The 19,508-nt window shown below is 65.0% G+C and carries 14 protein-coding genes and 2 pseudogenes; 10 read left to right on the top strand and 6 right to left on the bottom strand.

Annotated elements, in window-relative coordinates; all coding sequences use genetic code 11:
* The 4 genes from ACWEIJ_RS45745 to ACWEIJ_RS45760 all read left to right on the top strand — a co-directional run.
* Positions 1 to 236: polymorphic toxin type 24 domain-containing protein (locus ACWEIJ_RS45745; RefSeq protein ID WP_449843579.1), on the top strand; the 236-nt coding region annotated here is incomplete at its 5' end.
* 31 nt (positions 237 to 267) lie between these two features.
* Positions 268 to 732 (top strand): hypothetical protein, encoded by a 465-nt coding sequence (locus ACWEIJ_RS45750; RefSeq protein WP_449843580.1) that lies wholly within the window; start codon positions 268 to 270, stop codon positions 730 to 732.
* Between the two features lie 648 nt (positions 733 to 1,380).
* Positions 1,381 to 1,887 (top strand): hypothetical protein, encoded by a 507-nt coding sequence (locus ACWEIJ_RS45755; protein WP_449843581.1) that lies wholly within the window; start codon positions 1,381 to 1,383, stop codon positions 1,885 to 1,887.
* Between the two features lie 224 nt (positions 1,888 to 2,111).
* Entirely contained in the window at positions 2,112 to 2,501 is a 390-nt protein-coding gene (locus ACWEIJ_RS45760; RefSeq protein ID WP_449843582.1) for a hypothetical protein, read from the top strand.
* A gap of 819 nt (positions 2,502 to 3,320) precedes the next feature.
* Here the strand turns inward: ACWEIJ_RS45760 and ACWEIJ_RS45765 are convergent.
* On the bottom strand, positions 3,321 to 3,758 hold the full coding sequence (locus ACWEIJ_RS45765) for an IS110 family transposase (RefSeq protein WP_449843583.1): 438 nt from the start codon (positions 3,756 to 3,758) through the stop codon (positions 3,321 to 3,323).
* A gap of 223 nt (positions 3,759 to 3,981) precedes the next feature.
* Between ACWEIJ_RS45765 and ACWEIJ_RS45770 the strand changes: the two genes are divergently transcribed.
* Complete coding sequence (locus ACWEIJ_RS45770) at positions 3,982 to 4,221, top strand: hypothetical protein (RefSeq protein ID WP_449843584.1); 240 nt, start codon at positions 3,982 to 3,984, stop codon at positions 4,219 to 4,221.
* Positions 4,222 to 4,619: 398 nt separating this feature from the next.
* Positions 4,620 to 5,030, top strand: a complete 411-nt coding sequence (locus tag ACWEIJ_RS45775; protein WP_449843585.1) for a DUF6896 domain-containing protein — start codon at positions 4,620 to 4,622, stop codon at positions 5,028 to 5,030.
* 802 nt (positions 5,031 to 5,832) lie between these two features.
* Here the strand turns inward: ACWEIJ_RS45775 and ACWEIJ_RS45780 are convergent.
* Both ACWEIJ_RS45780 and ACWEIJ_RS45785 read right to left on the bottom strand, forming a co-directional pair.
* Positions 5,833 to 6,951, bottom strand: a complete 1,119-nt coding sequence (locus ACWEIJ_RS45780; protein WP_449843586.1) for a DUF6461 domain-containing protein — start codon at positions 6,949 to 6,951, stop codon at positions 5,833 to 5,835.
* A 75-nt stretch (positions 6,952 to 7,026) separates the two neighbouring features.
* Positions 7,027 to 8,454: a hypothetical protein gene (locus ACWEIJ_RS45785; protein ID WP_449843587.1), complete on the bottom strand. Its 1,428-nt coding sequence runs from the start codon at positions 8,452 to 8,454 to the stop codon at positions 7,027 to 7,029.
* A 491-nt stretch (positions 8,455 to 8,945) separates the two neighbouring features.
* Between ACWEIJ_RS45785 and ACWEIJ_RS45790 the strand changes: the two are divergent.
* Positions 8,946 to 9,175 (top strand): annotated as a pseudogene (locus tag ACWEIJ_RS45790) (sigma-70 family RNA polymerase sigma factor); the annotation flags it as partial.
* A gap of 627 nt (positions 9,176 to 9,802) precedes the next feature.
* On the opposite strand, the gene ACWEIJ_RS45795 reads toward ACWEIJ_RS45790, so the two are convergent.
* The 3 genes and pseudogenes from ACWEIJ_RS45795 to ACWEIJ_RS45805 form a co-directional block, all read right to left on the bottom strand.
* A complete protein-coding gene (locus tag ACWEIJ_RS45795; protein WP_449843592.1) occupies positions 9,803 to 10,612 on the bottom strand; it encodes a site-specific integrase in 810 nt (269 codons plus the stop codon).
* Between the two features lie 66 nt (positions 10,613 to 10,678).
* Positions 10,679 to 10,783 (bottom strand): annotated as a pseudogene (locus tag ACWEIJ_RS45800) (hypothetical protein); the annotation flags it as partial.
* A gap of 33 nt (positions 10,784 to 10,816) precedes the next feature.
* The gene (locus ACWEIJ_RS45805) at positions 10,817 to 11,008 is read right to left on the bottom strand and encodes a hypothetical protein (protein WP_449843588.1); all 192 of its coding nucleotides are present in this window, start codon (positions 11,006 to 11,008) and stop codon (positions 10,817 to 10,819) included.
* 154 nt (positions 11,009 to 11,162) lie between these two features.
* Between ACWEIJ_RS45805 and ACWEIJ_RS45810 the strand changes: the two genes are divergently transcribed.
* The 3 genes from ACWEIJ_RS45810 to ACWEIJ_RS45820 all read left to right on the top strand — a co-directional run.
* Positions 11,163 to 11,834 (top strand): hypothetical protein, encoded by a 672-nt coding sequence (locus ACWEIJ_RS45810; protein ID WP_449843589.1) that lies wholly within the window; start codon positions 11,163 to 11,165, stop codon positions 11,832 to 11,834.
* 705 nt (positions 11,835 to 12,539) lie between these two features.
* A complete protein-coding gene (locus tag ACWEIJ_RS45815; RefSeq protein WP_449843590.1) occupies positions 12,540 to 17,141 on the top strand; it encodes an FG-GAP-like repeat-containing protein in 4,602 nt (1,533 codons plus the stop codon).
* A 31-nt stretch (positions 17,142 to 17,172) separates the two neighbouring features.
* Positions 17,173 to 19,508 (top strand): SpvB/TcaC N-terminal domain-containing protein (locus ACWEIJ_RS45820; RefSeq protein ID WP_449843591.1); only part of this gene is annotated, 2,336 nt, incomplete at its 3' end.

The raw sequence follows: 19,508 nt of genomic DNA on the forward strand, positions 1-19,508 counted from the left end.
ATGGTCGCGCTGGCGACGACGCCACCAACACCGAGCCCGACAATGCCATTACCAGCGACGACTCACAGGTCACGCCATGCGGCTGTAGTACTAGTTGGGCGGCTCATGGCGGCGTCGAAACGCCACACGTACAGGAGTTCGCCCGCAACGTCGCCCCAGACGGGCGCATCTTCCCGCAGCAGAGTAAGATTGCGATTCCGGCCGGACCGGGAGACTTGCCTCGGGCGGCATGCTGATCCACTATCGAACTGCTATTGAAGACCTTTGGTGGAAGCGGACGAGAGGCTGGTGGCCGTGGACCTTGGAGGGTTGCCGCAGCTAGAGGGCTGGGTCAACGATGGGGAGTCGTTCGATCCGCGGACATTTCTTCTGTCCAGTGTCACGGTGGGTGAAGCTGCCGCTCTCTCCCTGCTCTTATGGCCTGAATTCACCGAATATCGAGGGGGCGTCTTCCTGGGGTTCCTCTTCGATAGGAAGGCGATCGACGACTGGTTTGGTCAGTTGGATGGCGATGTCTCCCGCGTTGAGGCAATTGTAAATCACATTCATCTGTGGGATATCCTGGCGCCAAAGTCGGATGCGGAGTATCGGGTATTGTCTAGCCTCTCGGCGCGAGTGGCTGCAATGTGGAAGGCGGCGCTTGCCACCGCGTTCCCCGGCAGGGAATTTGTCGTCTCGCTTGCCGATGAAGAGAATGACTATGGTCCTACGGTGTCGTTCTGCTCGGTATGATCACTTGGCTTCGGCCATGTATCAGTGGCCACGGGGTGCGTCGGTGGACCCCGTTGTGCGTACCCGTTGCCGTCACGGTTGCCGTCACTCTTTTGTGAGGTTGTATCGGCACCCGTCGGCCGTGACTTCTTGGGTGCCATCCCGTCGCCGTCGTCCCGCCCTTGGGGGAGTGCGGCAGGGCCGGGGTGTCCAGGTGGAGCGCCCAACTGGACGTACGACCTGGACACCCCGGCCCTGGTGTGCTCGGCTCGTACTATGTGCTCGCCGGCACAACGCCGGTGCTGGTTCACAACTGCGGCACAGAAGGTGAAAGCGGGCTGGCTGCTGCTGAGCGAGCCCGCGATCAGGCTGGCCTGAAGCCTGACGGCACGCCGAACCGTCAGTCGCCCGTCTATGTCGGGGGCTACGACGCGGAGGGCAACGTGATGGGCACAGGCAATGGTCCTCGTGGTAGCGAAATTCATGCCGGGGACATCATCCAGGAGCGTATGCCCGGCGCGCAAATGACTCAGACTTACGCTTGGCGACGGAATAAGACCACGGGTGAGCTGGAATGGAGACCGCATACTGTGTGCCCGAGGTGTCAAGGAAAATACCCTCCTTCCCTGTTCCCTCCTGGTACGCGTGGCGAATCTGGAGGTGTGTGGGGTGACTGAGGTAGGTGATGGCTTCGTCGGTCTTGCTGAACGGCTGATCGAAGCAATTGATTGGGGGAGCTACCGGCAGCTCGATGGTGTTTCGGCGGCAGACATCGGCCAAATTCTGACGTCACTTCTTAGCTCGGATCCTGACATGATTGATGCCACCGAGGACTCTTTAGAAAACAGGATTGTTCCCCAAGCCAATCTCTACAGCGTGGCTGAGCCCGCGGTTAGCGTCTTGGCGGCCGCGCTGGCCGGCCCCAGGCCGCGCTGGGTCCGAATTACGGTGCTTGAATTGATGTTCCTAATCCTGTCCGGTGCTCCAGTTGCTAATGAGGTCGAACGCGGAAATGGCGCCCTTCTCGAGCGGTGCATCGCCCGAGTCCGAGAATCGCTTTGGCTAATTATCCGGGAAGGGCTTACCGATGCGAGCTGCTACGGAGCCGCGCTTGACGTACTTGACATCGCTGATCCGGCGGGGACTGCCAGCGATCTTGTTCGATCGATGCGCTGACATGGCATCCTGACGGTGCGTGACGGGAGTGTGTCGCTGGTCGCCTGAGATCGCCCGCGTTGTCGTCACGGTTGCCGTCATGGAGTGACGGACATCCAAGACCATGGATTGGTAGCCGTCGGCTGACGGTCGGCGTTGCTGGGCGTGCGCGCGGGGCCGTAGGCCTGTAGCGCGTGCGCGCGGCCCCGGCTTCGGCAGGGGCCGTCTTGATCCTGTAGAGCAGTTTGAACAACCTGGCCCCGGCTGGTGGCCCCGGCTGGTGGCTACTGCTTGGGTTCGCGGGTGCGGCTGCTGCGCCGTTTGGTGGGCGCGGCTGGCGGTTCGTCGTCGCTGGCGGCGGCTGCGATGGCGGGTGGTTTGGCGAAGTTGCCGTGGTCGGCTTGGTATTTGATCACTTCGTCGATGAGTGGGCTGTGGGTGTCGGCGTGGTCGAGCAGGTCTTGCAGGGCAGCGTTTTTGTCGTCGAGGGTGCGGGCCTGGTGGTAGCGGATGGTGATGGCCTGTTGGTCGGCGAGGTAGGTCGCGACCCGGCGCCTGAGTCCGGGGTCGTCGATTTATCGTCAGTCGCCACGCGGAATGGCGGAAATTCATCGGAAGTTCGTTCGTTAGTGTAGTTCCCGCCTGGCATGTCCATAACGAGGGGTGTTCGGAGATGCCTTGGTCGTTTCGGCTTGAATCCGACGCTTCTGGAGTGTGGTCATTGCGCTCGGCGAGGTTGATGATGGAGGGTTTGAAATATCAGCCAGATGCCTTGCTTGTGATCTTCGATCAGGCGCTATCAACTTCATACGTGATTCCTGCGAGTGCGACTTCGTCGTGGGGTTAGGTCACTTCCTTGACCTGACTTGATCCAGGTATTCCCAGCGGGAGTTCGAACGGCGCTGGCAGTGGCAGACCGGCACCGGTGACGGCTCCAACCAGCCGATCATCTACGGCCATCGACTACCCACGGCCGAGGAGATGAAGCGAGGCCCCATCTTCGGCGCACCGGTCATGATGAAGGAAGGAGAGTCCTACGCGCAGGCCGTCACTCACTGGGCCACCTACCTCTGCTTCAGCAGCAACCCAGGCGCTGGTTTCTGCGAGTGGTCCTACACGGTGGGCAACCGGCCGGCCAACGGCTGGGACCTCGTGTTCACCGTCGTCGGCGCGGTCGGGCTCGCTGCGGGAGAAGTGGGCGGATCGGCATTGCGCGGCGCAGCGCTCGCGTCCGAGGAGGCAGGCTGGCTGGGGAGGGCCGCCAAGGCTATTCGGCCCGGCTGCGAAGGCAACGACGGTGTTGATGGCGGATGGCTCAACCAAGCGAATCGACCGGCCTGTACTGCGACTCCTGCGACCTCTACAACTACCAGGAAACCCACTACGAGAAGTCCCCGGCGTCCGTCGGGTGCGGCTACTCGCCCAACGGCCTGTGCGGCCCGGGAGGGATCCGGCTACTCCCAGCGGGAGTTCGAACAACGCTGGCAATGGCAGACCGGCACCGGTGACGGCTCGCGGATCGGGGGCGGCGGCACGAACGAGGGCCGCACCAGCCCGTGTTCGACCAGTTGCGCGATCCACTCGGAATCCTTCACATCGGTCTTGCGGCCGGGCACCGCCTTGAGGTGATGAGCGTTGAGCAACCGGCACTCGATCGCGTCTTCCAGCAGGTAGAACACCGGCTTCCAGTAATCACTGGTGGCCTCCATCGCCGCGGTCTGCATCCGCTCGGCGACCGGCCAGTCACGCAGCTCCAGCACCGCCCCGGTCACCGTGCGAAACGTCCGGGTTTCCTTGCGCCGCGCCCGGCCCTTGCCTGGCGTACGGATCGTCACCGCCATCGTCCTCTTACCGATGTCGATCCCAGCGCAGCGCTCGATCACCACGTCCATCGGTCCGGCTCCTTCCCCTCCACCGGCTGCAGTGGCGTCGCCCGGAGGAGCCTGTCGACAACGAATCTGAATCACGCGCTCGTAGCAGCAATACCGGGTACCGCAGGCTCCCGCGTCCGACTGACATACGGGCACCCGGCACCAAGCTCATACGACGTCGCCGGGCGACCACCCCATTCTCACCACTGCCGAGCGGCCCGGCTACGGGCCATGGGGGACTGACATGGAAACTGTGGACCTTAAGTACCTTGCTGCTGGCGACAGCCCAGTGGAGATCTGCTTCGAACCGGTGGGCACAACGTTCAGGCTGACCGAAGGTCAGTCGATCTTCCTTAGGGTGCCGTTGGAAGCTTTGCCGAAAATCGAAGTCGTCGTGTGGGCAAACGGCATCGGTGTGTGGCTGCCATATCCTGGGGACTACGTAGTCCTTGACAGTGACGGCAAGGAGCTTGATCGTCTGTAACTCACCCCAGTCACCCTGCAATCGTCTTCGGCGGACCCGGTTGCACGCTGGAGCGACAGCGCAATTGGGGCAGCAGGCCCACTTCCAGTCCTGACGCAATCGCCGATAGCGAATCGCCGTAGGGGCGCGGGGAGGTTGGAGAGCACACAGATGGCACCAGCCCCGCGCCCTCTCCGGGCGCTGGAGGTCAGCCGCGAATGCGAGTCAGGGTGGACGACACCGTGTGCGTTCACCTTGACTCCAGGCAGCGCTCGAGAGGGCTTGCGCGGCGACCAGACGCTTCATTGTGCGGACCGCTGGCCGAGGTCAAGGCCCCGATGCTACAACTCCGCCGACGATGTGGTCTGGGCGTGCGTCGAGGTGCGCGGCGACTTCCCTGAAACGAAGAGGCGGAGGAGGTGACCGTGCCGGACGAGGTTGCTGCCTGCGTCAGCTCTTTCCTGCGGCATCGCGAGCTGTTCAGAACTGCGTTGGTCGCCGACTATCCGCAACTCGACACGGTGGAGCCCGTGTTGCAAGCCGTTCGCGCGAGAGAGCTGGACTGGGAAGGCGAGTCGAAGGGCGGCTTCTCGTACGCGGTCCACGGGCGCGGGCTGCGGATGACCGGCCCTGATGGAGCTGTGGTCGAACTGGATTTGCTCCTGGACGGGTCTGAGGCGTTCGACGTGTGGCGGCTGGAGGAGTTCGCGCGAAGTGCTGGCGTGAGCCCCGTTCCCACCAGGGACGAGCTCGTGCGGGAGTGCCTCGACCTCATACGGAAGGGAATCCTGGCCGAACCGGAGCCGGGGTGGTTCCGGATCGTCGAGTGACGGTTGGCTATGCAGGACGGCATCAGGGGTGCCTGCTCATCGAGCAGACACCCCTGAGCTGTTGCGAAATATGTCTTTAGGTGCGAGCCGCATGACTACGTCGCACCGTGGCATGCACGATTCGGGATCGGGCAGGCCGCGCGCACGATGCGCAGCAGTGTCATCCGGCTGACCGACGCAGCCAACTGCTGGGTCAGCCGCGCACCAGCACGTCTGAGGTTCACCCATCGCCAGCGCCACCGCGCACAACACCCGCTGCAGCAGCGGAGTCCGGCGGGCGTACCGATCGGCCAATCCGGGTACCTGCTCGGCGAACGTCTTACTGGCACAGTCGGTGTTGTCGCAGAACAACCTCCGGACCTGCAGCCGAACCACGACTTCCGGCCCGCAGCCGCCGTGTCGGACAGCTGGCGGCGGTAGCGACTGTGCACCCGGCCCGGCATCGTGCCGCAACCTGGACACGCCGCCGGAGCAGCACCGGTCCTGGCCTCAACCCGCACTACGCGGCCAGCCGCCGCCACCGCTTCGACACGCACACGGGCCAGATGCGGCCAGAGCACCCGAGCCAAGTCAAGATCAACACACGTCGATCATGATCAACCGCTCAGTCGGCACGCCGCACACCGGGGTCATCACGGAAACCGTGCCAGAACCAGGGTTCAAGAAGCGTTGACAAGCCCTCGCGATCACAACCGGCCCGAATGCCTCAACAGGATGCGCGCGCAAGGTCGGTCTTCGCCCGGCCGTTCTCTGGGCTCCACCGGATGAAGTCCAGTTTCATCACGTCGCGCAACGGCACGGATCAGTGTGCCTTGGACAGACGTATCGCGGCCTGGTCCCGAAGCTGGGGCCACTGGGCTCGATCGGCGTGGCAAGCGTTGATCAGCGCCTGTGCGGCTGAGGTGATCGGATCCTTGATCAGACGTGCGCGTACCGCTGCCAGCGCGTGAGCGCGGGCGATCAGCCCATGTTCGGTGGTGGTGTCCGCGTGTCGGCGAGCGACATCGGCCTGTAGCCGAGTCACGCGGTCGGCGTCCTGGTCAGGCGGCGTGCACCGGTCCCATCGCAGGTTCAAAGCTCGAAAGTGTGCCTCGCGGGTGCGGTCCGTGAGCTGCTCGCGCCGCTGCGCCAGGACAGCGGCCGGCACGCTGTCGACGTCTGTCGACAGGTCACGCGCGATGTCCGCATCGTGGATGCCCGCGGCCGTGCAGGCCCAGCTGGCCGCGGTGGTGGCGATCTCGCGCAACGCCGACGCGTCGGCCGTGGGTGCGATGTCGGCAATCTCTGGCGCGTTGGTTGCGAGCCAGCCCGCGGGATCGGAAGACTTGAACCTCTTCGGCTGCGTGATCACGGACGCCAGGTGCGGGCTTGTTGCCCAGTTGGCGTCGAGCCGTACTCCGGTTACTCGCTCGAGGAACGCGATCGCCGCGGCGCACATGCGCTCGGCGTCCTCGAAGTCCAGGCCTTCCAGGTAGGACGCGAGGTCTGCTGCCGGTGCCTCATGGCCGATGAAGTCCATTTCGGCGAGAATCTGGCCGTCTCGGGCGAGGTTGATCGTGCTGTCGAAGTCGACGTTCCAGTAGACCGCTGCGGCCACGGTGCCGTTGGACAGCACGGCGAGGACCTCGGGCAGTGAGCCGTGATAGCCGTTGTGCTCGGCCAGAAACACCCATCCGTCACGCTCGCCGGCGACGACGAGAGGTAGTTCGTCGGGGAAGGCGTTGACGGATGCCTGGCCGGCATCGGCGAGCGTGGTTGTACGCGTCCGCGGTGCGGCGTCGAAGCGAGCCAGCGCTTCGACGACAGTCAACCCGCGAACCGCGGTCAGGCACAGTGCCTCTGACGGCAACGCCTCGCTGGCGAGCAGCTCGGCGTAGTGCTCGACGGCATCGGCACGAACGACGGGAACGGGCAGTCGCATGTCCTGGATCTTCCCACGGTGGCGGCTGCCCCGTCCTGACGGAGGGAGCAGCCACCCCGCTTGTGCGGGCGAGTGCTACGGGGTGATCAACACCTTGAACGCGTCGCCGTCGAGCACGCGTTTGGACGAGTAGAAGGCGCCCAGGGCGGCACCCCCGCTGCGGTTGTCGTCAGCGTTGATCATGCAGGATGACCAGCCTGTCGGCCCGGTGACATTGGTCGGGACGCCCCAGTTGGGATCCATCTCGCACCAGGGGGTCGTCGGCGGGGCGAAGGTGCGGGCACTGCCCCCGCCTGTGTAGGCGCCCTGCCTGGTCGAGCGGAACGGATACTCGTCGCACGACCGGCCCGTCGGGCGCTTCCACACGCTGGACGGCGGGCACGCCGTGTTGCCGTTCCTGCCTTTGTCCGTCGCATTGGTGATGCGGTTGAGCGCCACGCCGTTGGGGTAGGCGCCAGGCAGCCCGCTCAGCTGCGCCGCCTCGATGTGTTCGGCGAGAGTCTTGTAGGGACCGGTCTTGGAGTACACCATCACCGGCAAGATCCCGAGGAACACGCAACCGGCGCCCGCGGCGGCAACGGTGGCAGCGCTGAACGGATCACCGGAGTTGTTGTCGTTGTCGCCGATGGCGTTGTCACAGCGCACAGTCGGCAGATCAACCGGGATCGGCTCGGTGGGAGTGAAGCCCACATAGGTGATCCAGTACTCCCAGTGCCCGTACCCGTAGCCGATGCCGCCGGGCTCGCTGCGCGTGGAGGTGTTGTACGCCTCGCCGTCGTTGTTGACGTCCGTGGCGAAGTCGCCGGGCCGCAGGCCGGTGTCGGTGTCCTGCTTGCAGTCACCGCCACACGTGGAGAACCCGGAGATCGACGCTGGGCCGTTCCCTTCGCCCTCACCGGTGTACTTCACCGTTCGAATCTGGTGCGCCCAGGTGTCCAGACTTGAGCTGGTGTACGCGTAGTTGATCTCCAGCCAGTCGGCTGTGCCGACGATCCGGACCGGCACACCGTTCTGGTACAGCCACAAGGTGACCCGCCAGTCGCTGATGTTGCACATGTCGTTGCGCGTGCCCCACCACTTCCCGTCGAAGGCATGGTCGAAACAAAACTGCGGCGGCTGGATGTAGGCCTGCGTACCAACATCGCCCTTCTGCGCACCGGCGGCGGCACGCGCCTTGGACAGTGCGGCGTCACGACCGCCTCTAGTTGCCGCATCCGGCTGCATGGTCGTCGCACACGACACCAGCTTCGCACCCTTGTAGCGCCCGGCTTGCACTTCGGCCGCCTTGTCAGCGGCCGCACGCAACTTGGCGGGCGAGCAACCATCACGTTGCGGGGATGCGACTCCGCTGAGCTCTGCCGGCGGTACCGACGGCGGCTCTTGCGATGCGGCCGCACCCGCCTCCCTGCCCGCCACCGGTGTCGCCTGCTGGTTGGGCAGTGCGGCGGCGGATGGCGTGACGACAAGCCCGAACATCATGACAGGCCCCAGGAGAGCGGCCATGACCTTATTCTTCCTGTCCTTCTTAGACACGTTTCCCCTCAGGTTGAAATAAAAGAACACATCCGAACCGGACGTGAACCCGCGATTCAAACCACAGGAGGCGACAACAAGGCGCTGGAGCCGTGGCGGCCGCGTCGGTCCACCACAGCACTGTGGCGCGTGGAACCGCAGAAGGGCCTGCTACAGGGCCAGGTGAAAACAAGAGGACAAGATGCGCCTACCGCAAACAGAATCCCCCCGTGGACTCCCCCGAGCAGCGGCACGCCCGTCAGTTCCCCAACTGCCGACTCGTGCTTCGTGCCGCCCTTATTGGCCTGTTGAAGCCAAATCCAACCTGGCACAGAACATTCCGTCCGTCAAGGGGACGTCCGGCTGTTCGACGATGACTCGGCTGATCCGGCGCTCCACCCGGCGAGCAGCCTCGTTGCCTATATGCGTGGGGCGGCGGACCGGTTTGATCGCCATGCGGACAGGAGTCAATTCGGTTGGGGCAAGACCCGGTGGCTTCGCTCGTCGCCCAGGACAGCCGCCGCCAGCTCGTCGACGCCATTGCTCAGCTGGCCGAACGTGACCGCGTGGTCGTAATCCTGTACTACTTCGAGAACCTGACTCTCGCCGAGATCGGCAAGTCCTCGGCGTGACCGAAAACAGGGTCTGCCAGCTGCACACCCGCGCCGTCCTAAGGCTACGGACGAAGCTTAACGAGCAAAGTGAACTATGAGGACAGCTCACTGTGGAATCCGTTCACAGGCAGCGAGACGCACTCCGCGTCGGCGGTGGGCCGTGGTGATCGGCACAGTCTGCCTGGTGGGAGAGAAAGGGTGCTGATGCAGTAGCGCCTTGATGGCGGCGGAGTAACCTTAGAGGGTGAAGTGTCCACCTTGGTGTCGAAGCTCTGTAGCCCTTGTGTTGCAGCCACTTCGTGGCACTTCGGCTGGATCTCACACTGAACGTCGTGGAGTAAAACTGGAGCACGGCAAGGTGTTGAACATCACCGAACGGCGCGCAACGGCGATGAACGGCAGTCAACGACACTGGATGACCTGGGGTGCTTCGGTTTGCGCTGGTAAGGATCTATTGTGGACCATTCTGGCAGTGTGAGGGTCAGGGGTTCGAGTCCCCTCAGCTCCACTTGAATTGAGAGCCCGTCTGGTCGAGCGGTTTCCGCTGGTCAGGCGGGTTTCTTGCTGTTCTGGGTGGATCTTGAGTGATCGCTTGTTGATCGTGTTGCGGTGACCCTATGGAGCAGTTCTGGAGCAGGATTCTCCGGCTTGATCGTTGTGCTGGTCGCTGGACTGGGTGATCGTCGCGCCCCTCCCACTAACGGTGTGAGGGGCAGCGGGGTTGCTTACGCCGCAAGCGGTCCGGAGACATGGCGTTGTGACGGTTCCGGTGCGGTCGGGTGTACTCGGACATTCAGGTCTGCTTCGTGCCAGCGGCGTTGGAGGTCGTTGAGGAGTCGGATTTCGACTTCGGGTGCGACGTGGGAGTAGACCTCGGTGACGCGGTTGGGCAGGTGGTGTCCGAGGCGTCGTGCTTGGGCGATCTCGGGCGCGCCGCCGGCGATGAGCCACGTCTTGTGGCTGTGCCGCAATCCGTGGAAGGTCAGGCCGGGCCGGATCGGCACTGTGTGAATGCCTGAGTGCGGTCGTCCTTCGTTGCCGTTGACCGCGGGTTTGAGCACGCGTCGGATGAATGTGCTGCGCCACAACCATGTTCCGCCTTCGGCGGTGAACACGAACTCGTTGTCGTGCCGCTCAAGATGCTTGCGCAGCAAGCTGATGAGAAACGGTGGCAAGGTGATCGTGCGGGCCGAGGAGGGAGTCTTGGGTGAGCCGAGCCACCGCGTGTGCGCACTCTCGTGCAGCGCCCCGGTGCGCGGGTCGATGATCAGAACACCCTGGTCGAGATCAACGTTGTCGCGGCGCAGTCCGGTGAGTTCGCCCCAGCGGCATCCGGTCCAGCCCGCGGTGATGATCAGGAGGCTGGCGGTGTCGCCTCCGAGTGCGGCGGCTTGTTCGGCGATGCGGAGGACTTCGGTGGGTGACGCCCAGACGCGTTCGCGTTCGATGCGGTGGCTGCGTCGTCCTCGCCGTCGGTAGCGGCGGATGGGGTTGCAGGAGATGAGACGTTCGTCGGCGGCGTCGGTGAGGATCATCGACAAGACCTTGATGATGGTGGCGACGGTGGTGTTGGCGTAGCCGAGCTGGCGTAGGTCGTTGATCCATTTGTTCACGCCGAGCGCGGTGATGGCGCCCAGCGGTGTGGCTCCCCAGCGGCGCAGGATGTGGCAGCGCAGGACGCTGCGGTAGTTGTCGATGGTGCGCGGGTCGAGGTCGAGTGCGGCGAACCAGGTCGTGACCTATTCGGCGACGGTGGTGTGGTCGCGGGTGGGGTCGAGCCAGGTGTTGCGGCGTTGATCGCACTCGATGTCGGCGGCGTAGTTGTCGGCGGCGCGCTGGGTGGTGAAGCCGGAGATCGAGGCGGTGTGTCCGTCGCCGGTGCGGTAGCGGACTCGCCAGGACTGCATGCCGATCTGTTCTGACCAGGCCATGACGACCTCCGGGGTGTAGCTGGAGTGAGAGGCCTCAGTTGTGCGCCTCGGGCTTCTTGAGCACAAGTCGGCCCGGTAATCGATGCTGGTATTTCGCGGAATCTCGGTGTCTGTTTTTCGTTCTCGGTGCCTGTTGACTGGCTACGCTCCGCTGATGAAGCGACTTCTTGTGGTAGTTGTGTGCCTGTTCGGCGCGGCGTGCGGTACCTCGGCACCGACTACAGCTTCCAGCGCACCGTCCACGTCGCAGGTCGTCGACGACTCCCAGTCCATTGGTGTCGCCTTCGAGGCTTTCAGGAAGGCCGTAGTGGCCAAGGATGGCGCGGCCGCCGCATCGGTGCTGTCGAGCAGCACGTTCAGCGAGTACGACAAGATCAGAAAGGTCGCGCTCACCGGTGCTGAGCAGCAGGTCGCTGTGCTGGTCCCGAGTGGCCGGATCCTCGCGTACACGATGCGGGGCGACATGGATCCCGTGGTGTTGCGTAGTGCGTCTCCGCGGGACCTGGTGAAGGCTGTCATCGACGAGGGCTTGGTCAGCGGGGACAGTGTCAATGGCATCACGCTGGGCGATCTGACGATCCACGACGGCAAGGCGTTGGGAAAGGTCGCTGTGCCCCCCGCGCAGACGACAGTGTTCCTCAGCTTCCTGCGTGAGGATGGCGCGTGGAAGTTCGAGCTGCCGTCGATGTTCGACTTCACCGACGCCAGGTTGGGCGCGGCTGCCAAGCGGAAGAACCTGAGCCATGCCCAGATGATCGATGAAGTACTGCTTGCCAAGTACGGGCCGGCGAAGGCCGCTGAGGTTCGCAAGCCGATCGGTGCCTGACCACTCACAGTTGACCATGACGCTGGTGCCTACGTCAGGACCTCGCCCCACGGTCGGCTCGCCGCGTTCTCTTCCCGAGAGGGTCTGTCTGCTCGCGCTTCGGCAGGTCCGAGCTCGACCTCGCTGGGGATGTTCGGCTGAGCACTGAGGGGGTGTTACTGCTAGTAGAAGAGCATGCGCTGAGCGTCACCCGTTCGGCCTCATTGCCAATCTCTATCTCGCCCGGCAGACTCGGCTGCCGCAAGGGGGTTCGCGTGTTGTCGGGGGGCATGCGCGGATAGCGGGGGGCTTTACTTGACACGCGCCGGGGTGGCGCAGGGCTTTGCCTTGCGCGCGTTCGTGACGTTCGCAGTTGTGTCCACATTCGTCGTTCCATCGGCTCGTGCGGCTGAGCCTGCCTGTGTTGACGAGCAGCCGACCGCGGTGGCGGCTGCGGCGATGGCGTCGCGGTGTGGGCGCCGGGTTGAGATTGTCGAGCTGCGTGCGGAGAACGCGCAGACGTTCGCCAAGCCTGGTGGTGGTTTCACGACGGAGCAGTCGGTGGAGCCGCGGTGGGCGCGTAAGGCTGATGGGTCGTGGGCTCGGGTCGACACGACTGTGCGTGTCACGGGCGCGTCTGTCACACCTGGTGCGGCGGTGTTGCCGGTCGAGTTTTCCAATGGTGGTACGGGTTTCGCGGCGCGGTTGCGTGATGGTGATCGGGAGTTGTCGATCACGTGGCCGTTCGGTGCGTTGCCCAGGCCGGTGTTGTCGGGTGCGGTGGCGACCTACGCGGAGGTGCTGCCGGGTGTGGATTTGAAGCTCACGGCGTCGGCGCGGGGGTTTTCGCAGACGCTGGTGGTGAAGAGCCGAGAGGCGGCGAAGAACCCGAAGGTGGCCAAGGTGGCGTTCGGGTTCGCGACGAAGGGCATCACCACCTCTGCCGCCGGTGGCGGGCTGGAGGCGAAGGACACCTCAGGGCGTGTGGTGTTCATGTCGCCGACGCCGCTGATGTGGGACTCGGGCGGCACGGGTGCGGCCGGGGTCGCGGCGAAGTCGGCACCCGCGAAGTCTGCGGACGCGGAGCCGGCGTCGGCGGAGCCGTCGGGCCAGCGGTCGGCGCCGATGCCGGTCGCGGTGGAGAACGGGCAGATCACCGTTGTTCCGGACGCCACGATGCTCAACGATACGGCGACGCGGTATCCGGTGATGATCGATCCGTCGTGGACGGGCCGGGTGCAGGACAACGCGTGGACGCTGGTGTCGAGCAAGTCCGGGCACGAGGGTTGGGGTTTTTGGCAGGGCCGCAACGGTCAGGGCAACTACTACCTCAGCGATGCGGACAACGCCGGTGCCGCGGGGACGGGTCTGATCTGTGACAGCGTCTCGTCGGATGGCAAGTGCCTGAGCTCGACGTACAAGGTGCGTTCGTTCTTCCGGATGGATGTGTCCGCGGTGAAGGGAAAGATCATCACCGGTGCGTCGTTCCGGATGGAGCAGCGCTGGTCTTTCACCTGTAGCAACGGTGGTTCGTGGGCGACGGTGCGGGTCACGGGTCCGATCAGCGGAGCCACGACGTGGAACAACCAGCCGGCGCGGTGGGACAACAACTGGGCGTCGTCGGCACCGGCCAACCGCAAGGTCGGTGCGACGCACAGCTGTGACGGTCCTGGTGATGTGGAGTTCCCGTTCACCAGCGTGGTCTCCCAGGCTGCGGCGAACAACTGGAACGACGTCACCGTGGCGCTGGAGGTCGACGAGGCCAGCGTGAACAACTGGAAGCGGTTCAACGCGGGCTCGGCGGTGCTGGCCATCGACTACAACTCGCTGCCGAACACGCCGGACCCGCTCACCGTCGACGGCAAGGCGTGTGCGACGGGGGATGCCCGGCCGGTGGTGCCGACGGTGACGCCGACGCTCCGGGGGCGGGTCAGTGACCCGGATGGTTCGGACACGTTGAAGGCGCGGTTCGAGTGGCGGCGCATCCGTCCCGACGGTTCTCAGGGACCGGTCTCGCAGGTCGAGCGGTCGCCGTGGGGCAACGGCACCACCGCGGAGTACACGCTGCCGAAACCGTCGACGTTGCCGACGGGTGTGGTGGAGCCGGGGGACAGCCTGGTCGGTACCGGTGACTGGGACAACGACGGCAAGCCCGATCTGGTGATCCGCGACGCGGACGGCTTTTTGTATCTGCTGCCCACTGTGGACACTGCGTCGGGCAGGAGGTCCGGTGATCGGGTGCTGATCGGCACCGGCTGGGGCAGGTACACGATCGCGGGTGTCGCCGACTGGGACAACGACGGCAAGAAGGACATCATCGCCCGTGAGGACGAGACGGGCGTGCTGTGGCTGTATCCCGGCGAGGGCAAGCGGGCGATCTCGACTCAGCCTCGCGTCCAGCTCGGCGCGAACTGGGGTGTGCACACCTTCGCCGGTGTGGCCGACTACGACCGCGACGGCAAGCAGGACGTGATCACCCGCGACATCGACGGCGCACTGTACGTCTATCCCGGTGATGGTGCGCGCACGGCGTTGAGCCAGCAGCGGGTGTGGCTGGGCAACGGCTGGCAGGACTACACCTTCTTCGGTGTCATGGACCGCACCGGTGACGGTGCGCCCGATGTGTTCGCTGAGAACGGCGGCACGATGTGGCTGTACCTGGGTAGCGGCAAGCGGGAGAGGTACAGCGGCTCGCCGGACCGGTTCGACATCGGCACAGGCGGCTGGTCGGGTGCCACGGCGCGCACCATCGCCGACTTCAACGCCGACGGCGCGAACGACATCGTCGCGAAACTGCCGTCGTCGGACGACTGGTTCCTCTATCCCGGCGTGGTGGGTACCGGTGCCGGCGGTGCGCAGTGGGCCATCGCGGGGCGTGGCCTGACCACCGGTAACTATGCCTACCGCATGACGGCCTCCGACAACCAGGTGTGGGGACCGGCCTCGGGCTGGTGCGAGTTCACTGTGGACGTCACCGCACCCGACCCGCCGACGTTCAGCTCGTCGGTTTACAAGACCGCGGGTTGCCCGGTGGACGGCTGTGGTTCGCTGGGTATCGCGGACACCTTCACGTTCGCCAGCACGTCGACCGACGTCGTCAAATACCGCTGGGGCTTCACGGACCCACCCTCGATGACCGTCGCCGCGGGCACGCCGATCCGCTGGACGCCACCATCAGCCGGACCGCGGACACTGTTCGTCGAGGCCGTCGACCGCGCGGGTCTCTCGACCCGTAAGACGTTCCAGTTCAAGGTCGCCGGACCGAAGCAAAACGACGCGCAGTGGTTCGTCGGTGACGATCCGGCAGTCGATGCCACCGGTAAAGGCCACGACCTCGCGCTGACCGGGCTCGATCCCGCTCGTGCCGGCCGCACGGTCGGCGGTCAGCAGTCCGTTGGGTTCAATGGCACGGCAGCGAACGGCGCGACGACCGCCAAGGTGCTCGACACGAGCAACGGTTTCTCGGTCTCCGCCTGGGTTCGGCTCACTGAGGACACCGTGAACCGCACCGTCGTGAGCCAGCAAGGTTCTGCGGTCTCGGCATTCCGTCTCGGCTACGACGCCGCCTCGCACAAGTGGACCTTCTCCCTCGCGGAGAACGACACCGCGAACGCCGTGCAGAAGACCGCCACCTCAGACGGTCCAGCAGTTGCCGGCGTCTGGACGCATCTAACCGGTACCTACGACAGTCTTGACCATGAGGCCCGACTGTACGTGGACGGCGCCTTGCAGCGGATGGTCGCCGTGGTGGACAACGGGTTCAACGCCGCCGGCCAGTTGTGGATCGGCAAGGCGCTGCGTAACTCCGCGGCCGCTGAAGCGTGGCACGGAGACCTGGCCGATGTGGGGGCGTGGAACCGCACGGTCACGCCGCAGGAGGCCTTGGCCATGGCAGACGCCACGCAGGCCAGCAGCGTGGGAAGGTGGATGTTCGACGAGGGCAGTGGATCGATCGCTCGTGACACCTCGCCCTACGGGCACAACCTCACTCTCAATCTCTCTGGCGGAGCCAAGTGGGGTGCGGGAGTGAACACCTATGGCCTGGAGCTCAACGGCGCCAACGGCTCCGCGAGCACCAGTGAAGCTGTGCTGAACACCGATCAGTCGTTCTCTGTGGACGTGTGGGCCAAGCTCAGTAGTGCGGGAACAGCCCGCTCTGTTGTCGTTCAGCACGGTCCGTCCGGGGTGGACCCGTTTACGCTGAAGTACGACGGTGCCCAGTGGAGCGCTGAGATGCCGAACGCGTCGTCGAGTCCGTCGACGTGGTGGCGTGCCAAGGCTGACGCGGTGGTGAACAAGTGGACGCACCTGGTGGCGGTGTACGACGCCGGCGCACGCACGCTCAAACTGACGGTCGGCTACCAGGACAGTCCGGACACGCTGAAGAGCAGCGTCACCGGTGTGGTCGGCTGGAACTCCACCGGCGTGCTGTCGGTGGGCCGCAGCAGCGCGGGGGAGTTCTTCAGCGGCAACATCGACGAACTCAAGGTGCTGCAGGGCGTGCTCGCTTCGGCCCCGCTCCCGGCGACACCACGCACCGGCTCATCGATCTCTGGTGACGCGCGCAGCGAGATCATCATGGTGGAGCCCACTGGGGTGGTCCGGGCCTACCTCAACGTCAACGGTGACTACCCGAACAGCTCACAGGACATCGCCTCCGGCTGGACGCCGGACCGGACATGGTTCGCCGACATCGACGGTGACGGCAAGTCCGAGATCATCGGCGTCGACCCGGACGCCACGATCAAGGCGTACCGCAACGTCAACGGCATGAACGGATCACCGTTCGCCGGCGCGACCGTCATCGGCTCCGCACCGGGCGAGACCAAGCGGATCAAGTTCGCGGACATCGACGGTGACGGTCGTGCGGACCGGATCTCGCTCGACGCCGACGGCAGGGTTCGCGTCTACCGCAACCTGTTCGGCCTGAACGACCGCGGCCAGTCGACGGCGTTCTCGACCACTCCGGTGATCGTCAAGGTCACGACCGCGGCCCCGGAGGCCGTCCGGTTCGCCGACATCGACGGCGACGGGAAGGCGGAGTTCATCACGGTGAACGCCGACATGTCCGTGTCCGCCTACCGCAACCTCAGCGGCCTCGGTTATGGCAGTTACGACACCTCACAGGAGATCGGCTTGGGCTGGACACCTGATCGGACCTTCTTCGCCGACATCACCGGCGACGGCAAGGCCGAGATCGTGATGGTCCGAGCTGACAGCGCGGTCGTGTCCTGGACGAACTACAACGGCCTGAGCTCCTTCCCGTATGCCGAGGCCAGGCAGATCGGTTTTGGATGGGCCGATCCCACCAGAGTGTTCTTCGGCTGAGCCGGCCTTCCACCAGAACTGGAGTTGTGTCATGCCCACAGCCCTGCCCAGACGCGGACTGGTCATCGCCGTCGCGGCGTCGCTGGTGTCCGCTGTGCTGACCGCGACGCCGCCGTCGGTGGTGGCGGCGCCGTACAAGCCGCCCGTGCCGAACAAGGAGCGCGTGGTCGCGGGCAAGAAGAACGGTCTCCGCAAGGTCGAGGACGTGCGGACCGGTAAGGCCTTCACCGGCAGTGCGCCGGTGTGGCCTGGTGCCGGTGTGACCGAGGTCGATGCCGCTACGGCCGAGCCGGTCAAGGCCGCGGGAACACCGCTTTCCGTAGCTGCCGCGGATGTGGAGGTGGCGAAGGCCAAGCCGAAGATCAGGATCGAGACGTTCGACCGGGACAGGACCCGCAAGGCCGGTGTGGACGGCCTGCTGTTCAAGGTCTCCGGTGGCCCGTCGAAGGTCGAGGTCGACTACTCCTCGTTCCGCGGGGCGTATGGCGGTGACTGGGCTTCCCGGCTGCGTCTGGTCGAGCTGCCGGAGTGCGCGTTGTCGACGCCGGACAAGCCGGAGTGCGCGGCGAAACCGGTGCCTTCGCGCAATGACACGGCGAAGAGCAAGGTCACCGCGACGCAGGCGAGTCCGTCGGGTGTGACGTTGATGGCGTTGTCGTCGGGGACGTCGAGTGGTTCGGGGACGTACAAGGCGACGTCGTTGTCTCCGTCGGCGACGTGGTCGGCGGGGTCGAACACCGGTGGTTTCAGCTGGAACTATCCGTTGCGGGTGCCGCCGTCGCTGGGTGGTCCGGCGCCGTCGCTGACGCTGGGGTATTCGTCGCAGAGTGTCGATGGGCGGATGGCGGCGTCGAACAACCAGCCGTCGTGGGCCGGTGAGGGTTTCGACCTCGGGGTGAACTTCATCGAGCGCCGCTATGTGGGCTGTGCGGGCGATATGGCCGATGGTGCGCGTAACACGGTGGCGACTGGTGATCTGTGCTGGCGCAACGAGAACGCGACGCTTTCCATGACGGGGCACGGCGGTGAGCTGATCAAGGAGGCGGCGCCGTCGAACCGGTGGCATCTGCGTCAGGACGACGGCACCCGTGTCGAGTTCCGCACCGGTGCCGACAACGGCGCGCGTAACGGCGAGCACTGGGTCGTGACCACGCCGGATGGCACGCAGTACTGGTTCGGGCGTACCGGTCAATCCGTGCTGAACGTGCCGGTGGCGGGCAACCACGCGGGTGAGCCGTGTGCGGCGGCGTTGTTCAAGGACTCGTTCTGTTCACAGCCGTATCGGTGGAATCTCGAGTATGTCGTGGACACGCACGGCAACACGATGACGTACTCCTATGACAAGGAGAAGAACAAGTACGGGCGTAACAACTCCCGGACTGATCTGGTCGAGTACGACCGTGCCTCGGTGTTGAAGCAGATCGATTACGGCACGCGTAACGACCGTACTGAGACCGCGCCGATGCAGGTGGTGTTCGAGTCCGCGGACCGCTGCTTGTCGGACTGTGGCACGAAGGACGCGGCGCATTGGCCGGATGTGCCGTGGGATCAGGAGTGTGCGGGGAGTACGTGCAACTTCAGTTCGCCGACGTTCTGGGTGACGAAGCGTCTTGCGTCGGTGACGGCGAAGGTCGGTGGGAACGCGGTGGAGAAGTGGACCTTCACGCACTCGTTCCCGGATCCCGGTGATGGCACGCGTGCGGGGTTGTGGCTGGACAAGATCTCGCGTGTGGGTTTGGTGGGGCAGCAGACTCCGGTGCCGGATGTGCGGTTCCAGGGCATTCAGCTGAGCAACCGGGTGGACACGCATTCGGATCAGCTGGCGGCGATGAAGTGGTGGCGGCTCAAGACGATCTTCACCGACAGTGGTGGGCAGATCGACGTCAACTACGCCGACCCGGACTGCGTGGCGGGGTCGCGGATGCCGGACCCGAACGCGTTGCAGGACAACAAGCTGCGGTGTTATCCGGTGCGGTGGACGCCGGAGGGCAACACGACGCCGATCTGGGACTACTTCCACAAGTACGTCGTGGCGAGCATGACCGAGTCGGATCTGACCGGTGGCAACGTCCGCGTGCTCACGCAGTACGAGTATGTGGGTGATCCGGCGTGGCATTACGCCGATGACGACGGGTTCGTCAAGGCGGAGGACAAGACGTGGTCGGTGTGGCGCGGCTACAGCGCGGTGCGGACCAAGCTGGGTGACCCCGGCGAGCAGACGCTGACGGAGCGGCGTTACTTCCGCGGTATGCACGGCGACAAGCTTCCGTCGGGCACACGCAACGTTCCCATGCCGGCGATCACCGTGGGTGGTGTGCCCGCGGTGAATGACGAGGACGCGTTCGCGGGCATGGTGCGTGAGGAGAT

This window comes from Lentzea sp. NPDC004789 (assembly GCF_053601075.1).

Bases quoted from the DNA above. Each gene is read 5' to 3' on its own strand.
- ACWEIJ_RS45765 (WP_449843583.1), bottom strand. From the start codon at position 3,758: ATGGACGTGGTGATCGAGCGCTGCGCTGGGATCGACATCGGTAAGAGG.
- ACWEIJ_RS45770 (WP_449843584.1), top strand. From the start codon at position 3,982: ATGGAAACTGTGGACCTTAAGTACCTTGCTGCTGGCGACAGCCCAGTG.
- ACWEIJ_RS45780 (WP_449843586.1), bottom strand. From the start codon at position 6,951: ATGCGACTGCCCGTTCCCGTCGTTCGTGCCGATGCCGTCGAGCACTAC.
- ACWEIJ_RS45785 (WP_449843587.1), bottom strand. From the start codon at position 8,454: ATGGCCGCTCTCCTGGGGCCTGTCATGATGTTCGGGCTTGTCGTCACG.
- ACWEIJ_RS45795 (WP_449843592.1), bottom strand. From the start codon at position 10,612: ATGATCCTCACCGACGCCGCCGACGAACGTCTCATCTCCTGCAACCCC.
- ACWEIJ_RS45805 (WP_449843588.1), bottom strand. From the start codon at position 11,008: ATGGCCTGGTCAGAACAGATCGGCATGCAGTCCTGGCGAGTCCGCTAC.
- ACWEIJ_RS45810 (WP_449843589.1), top strand. From the start codon at position 11,163: ATGAAGCGACTTCTTGTGGTAGTTGTGTGCCTGTTCGGCGCGGCGTGC.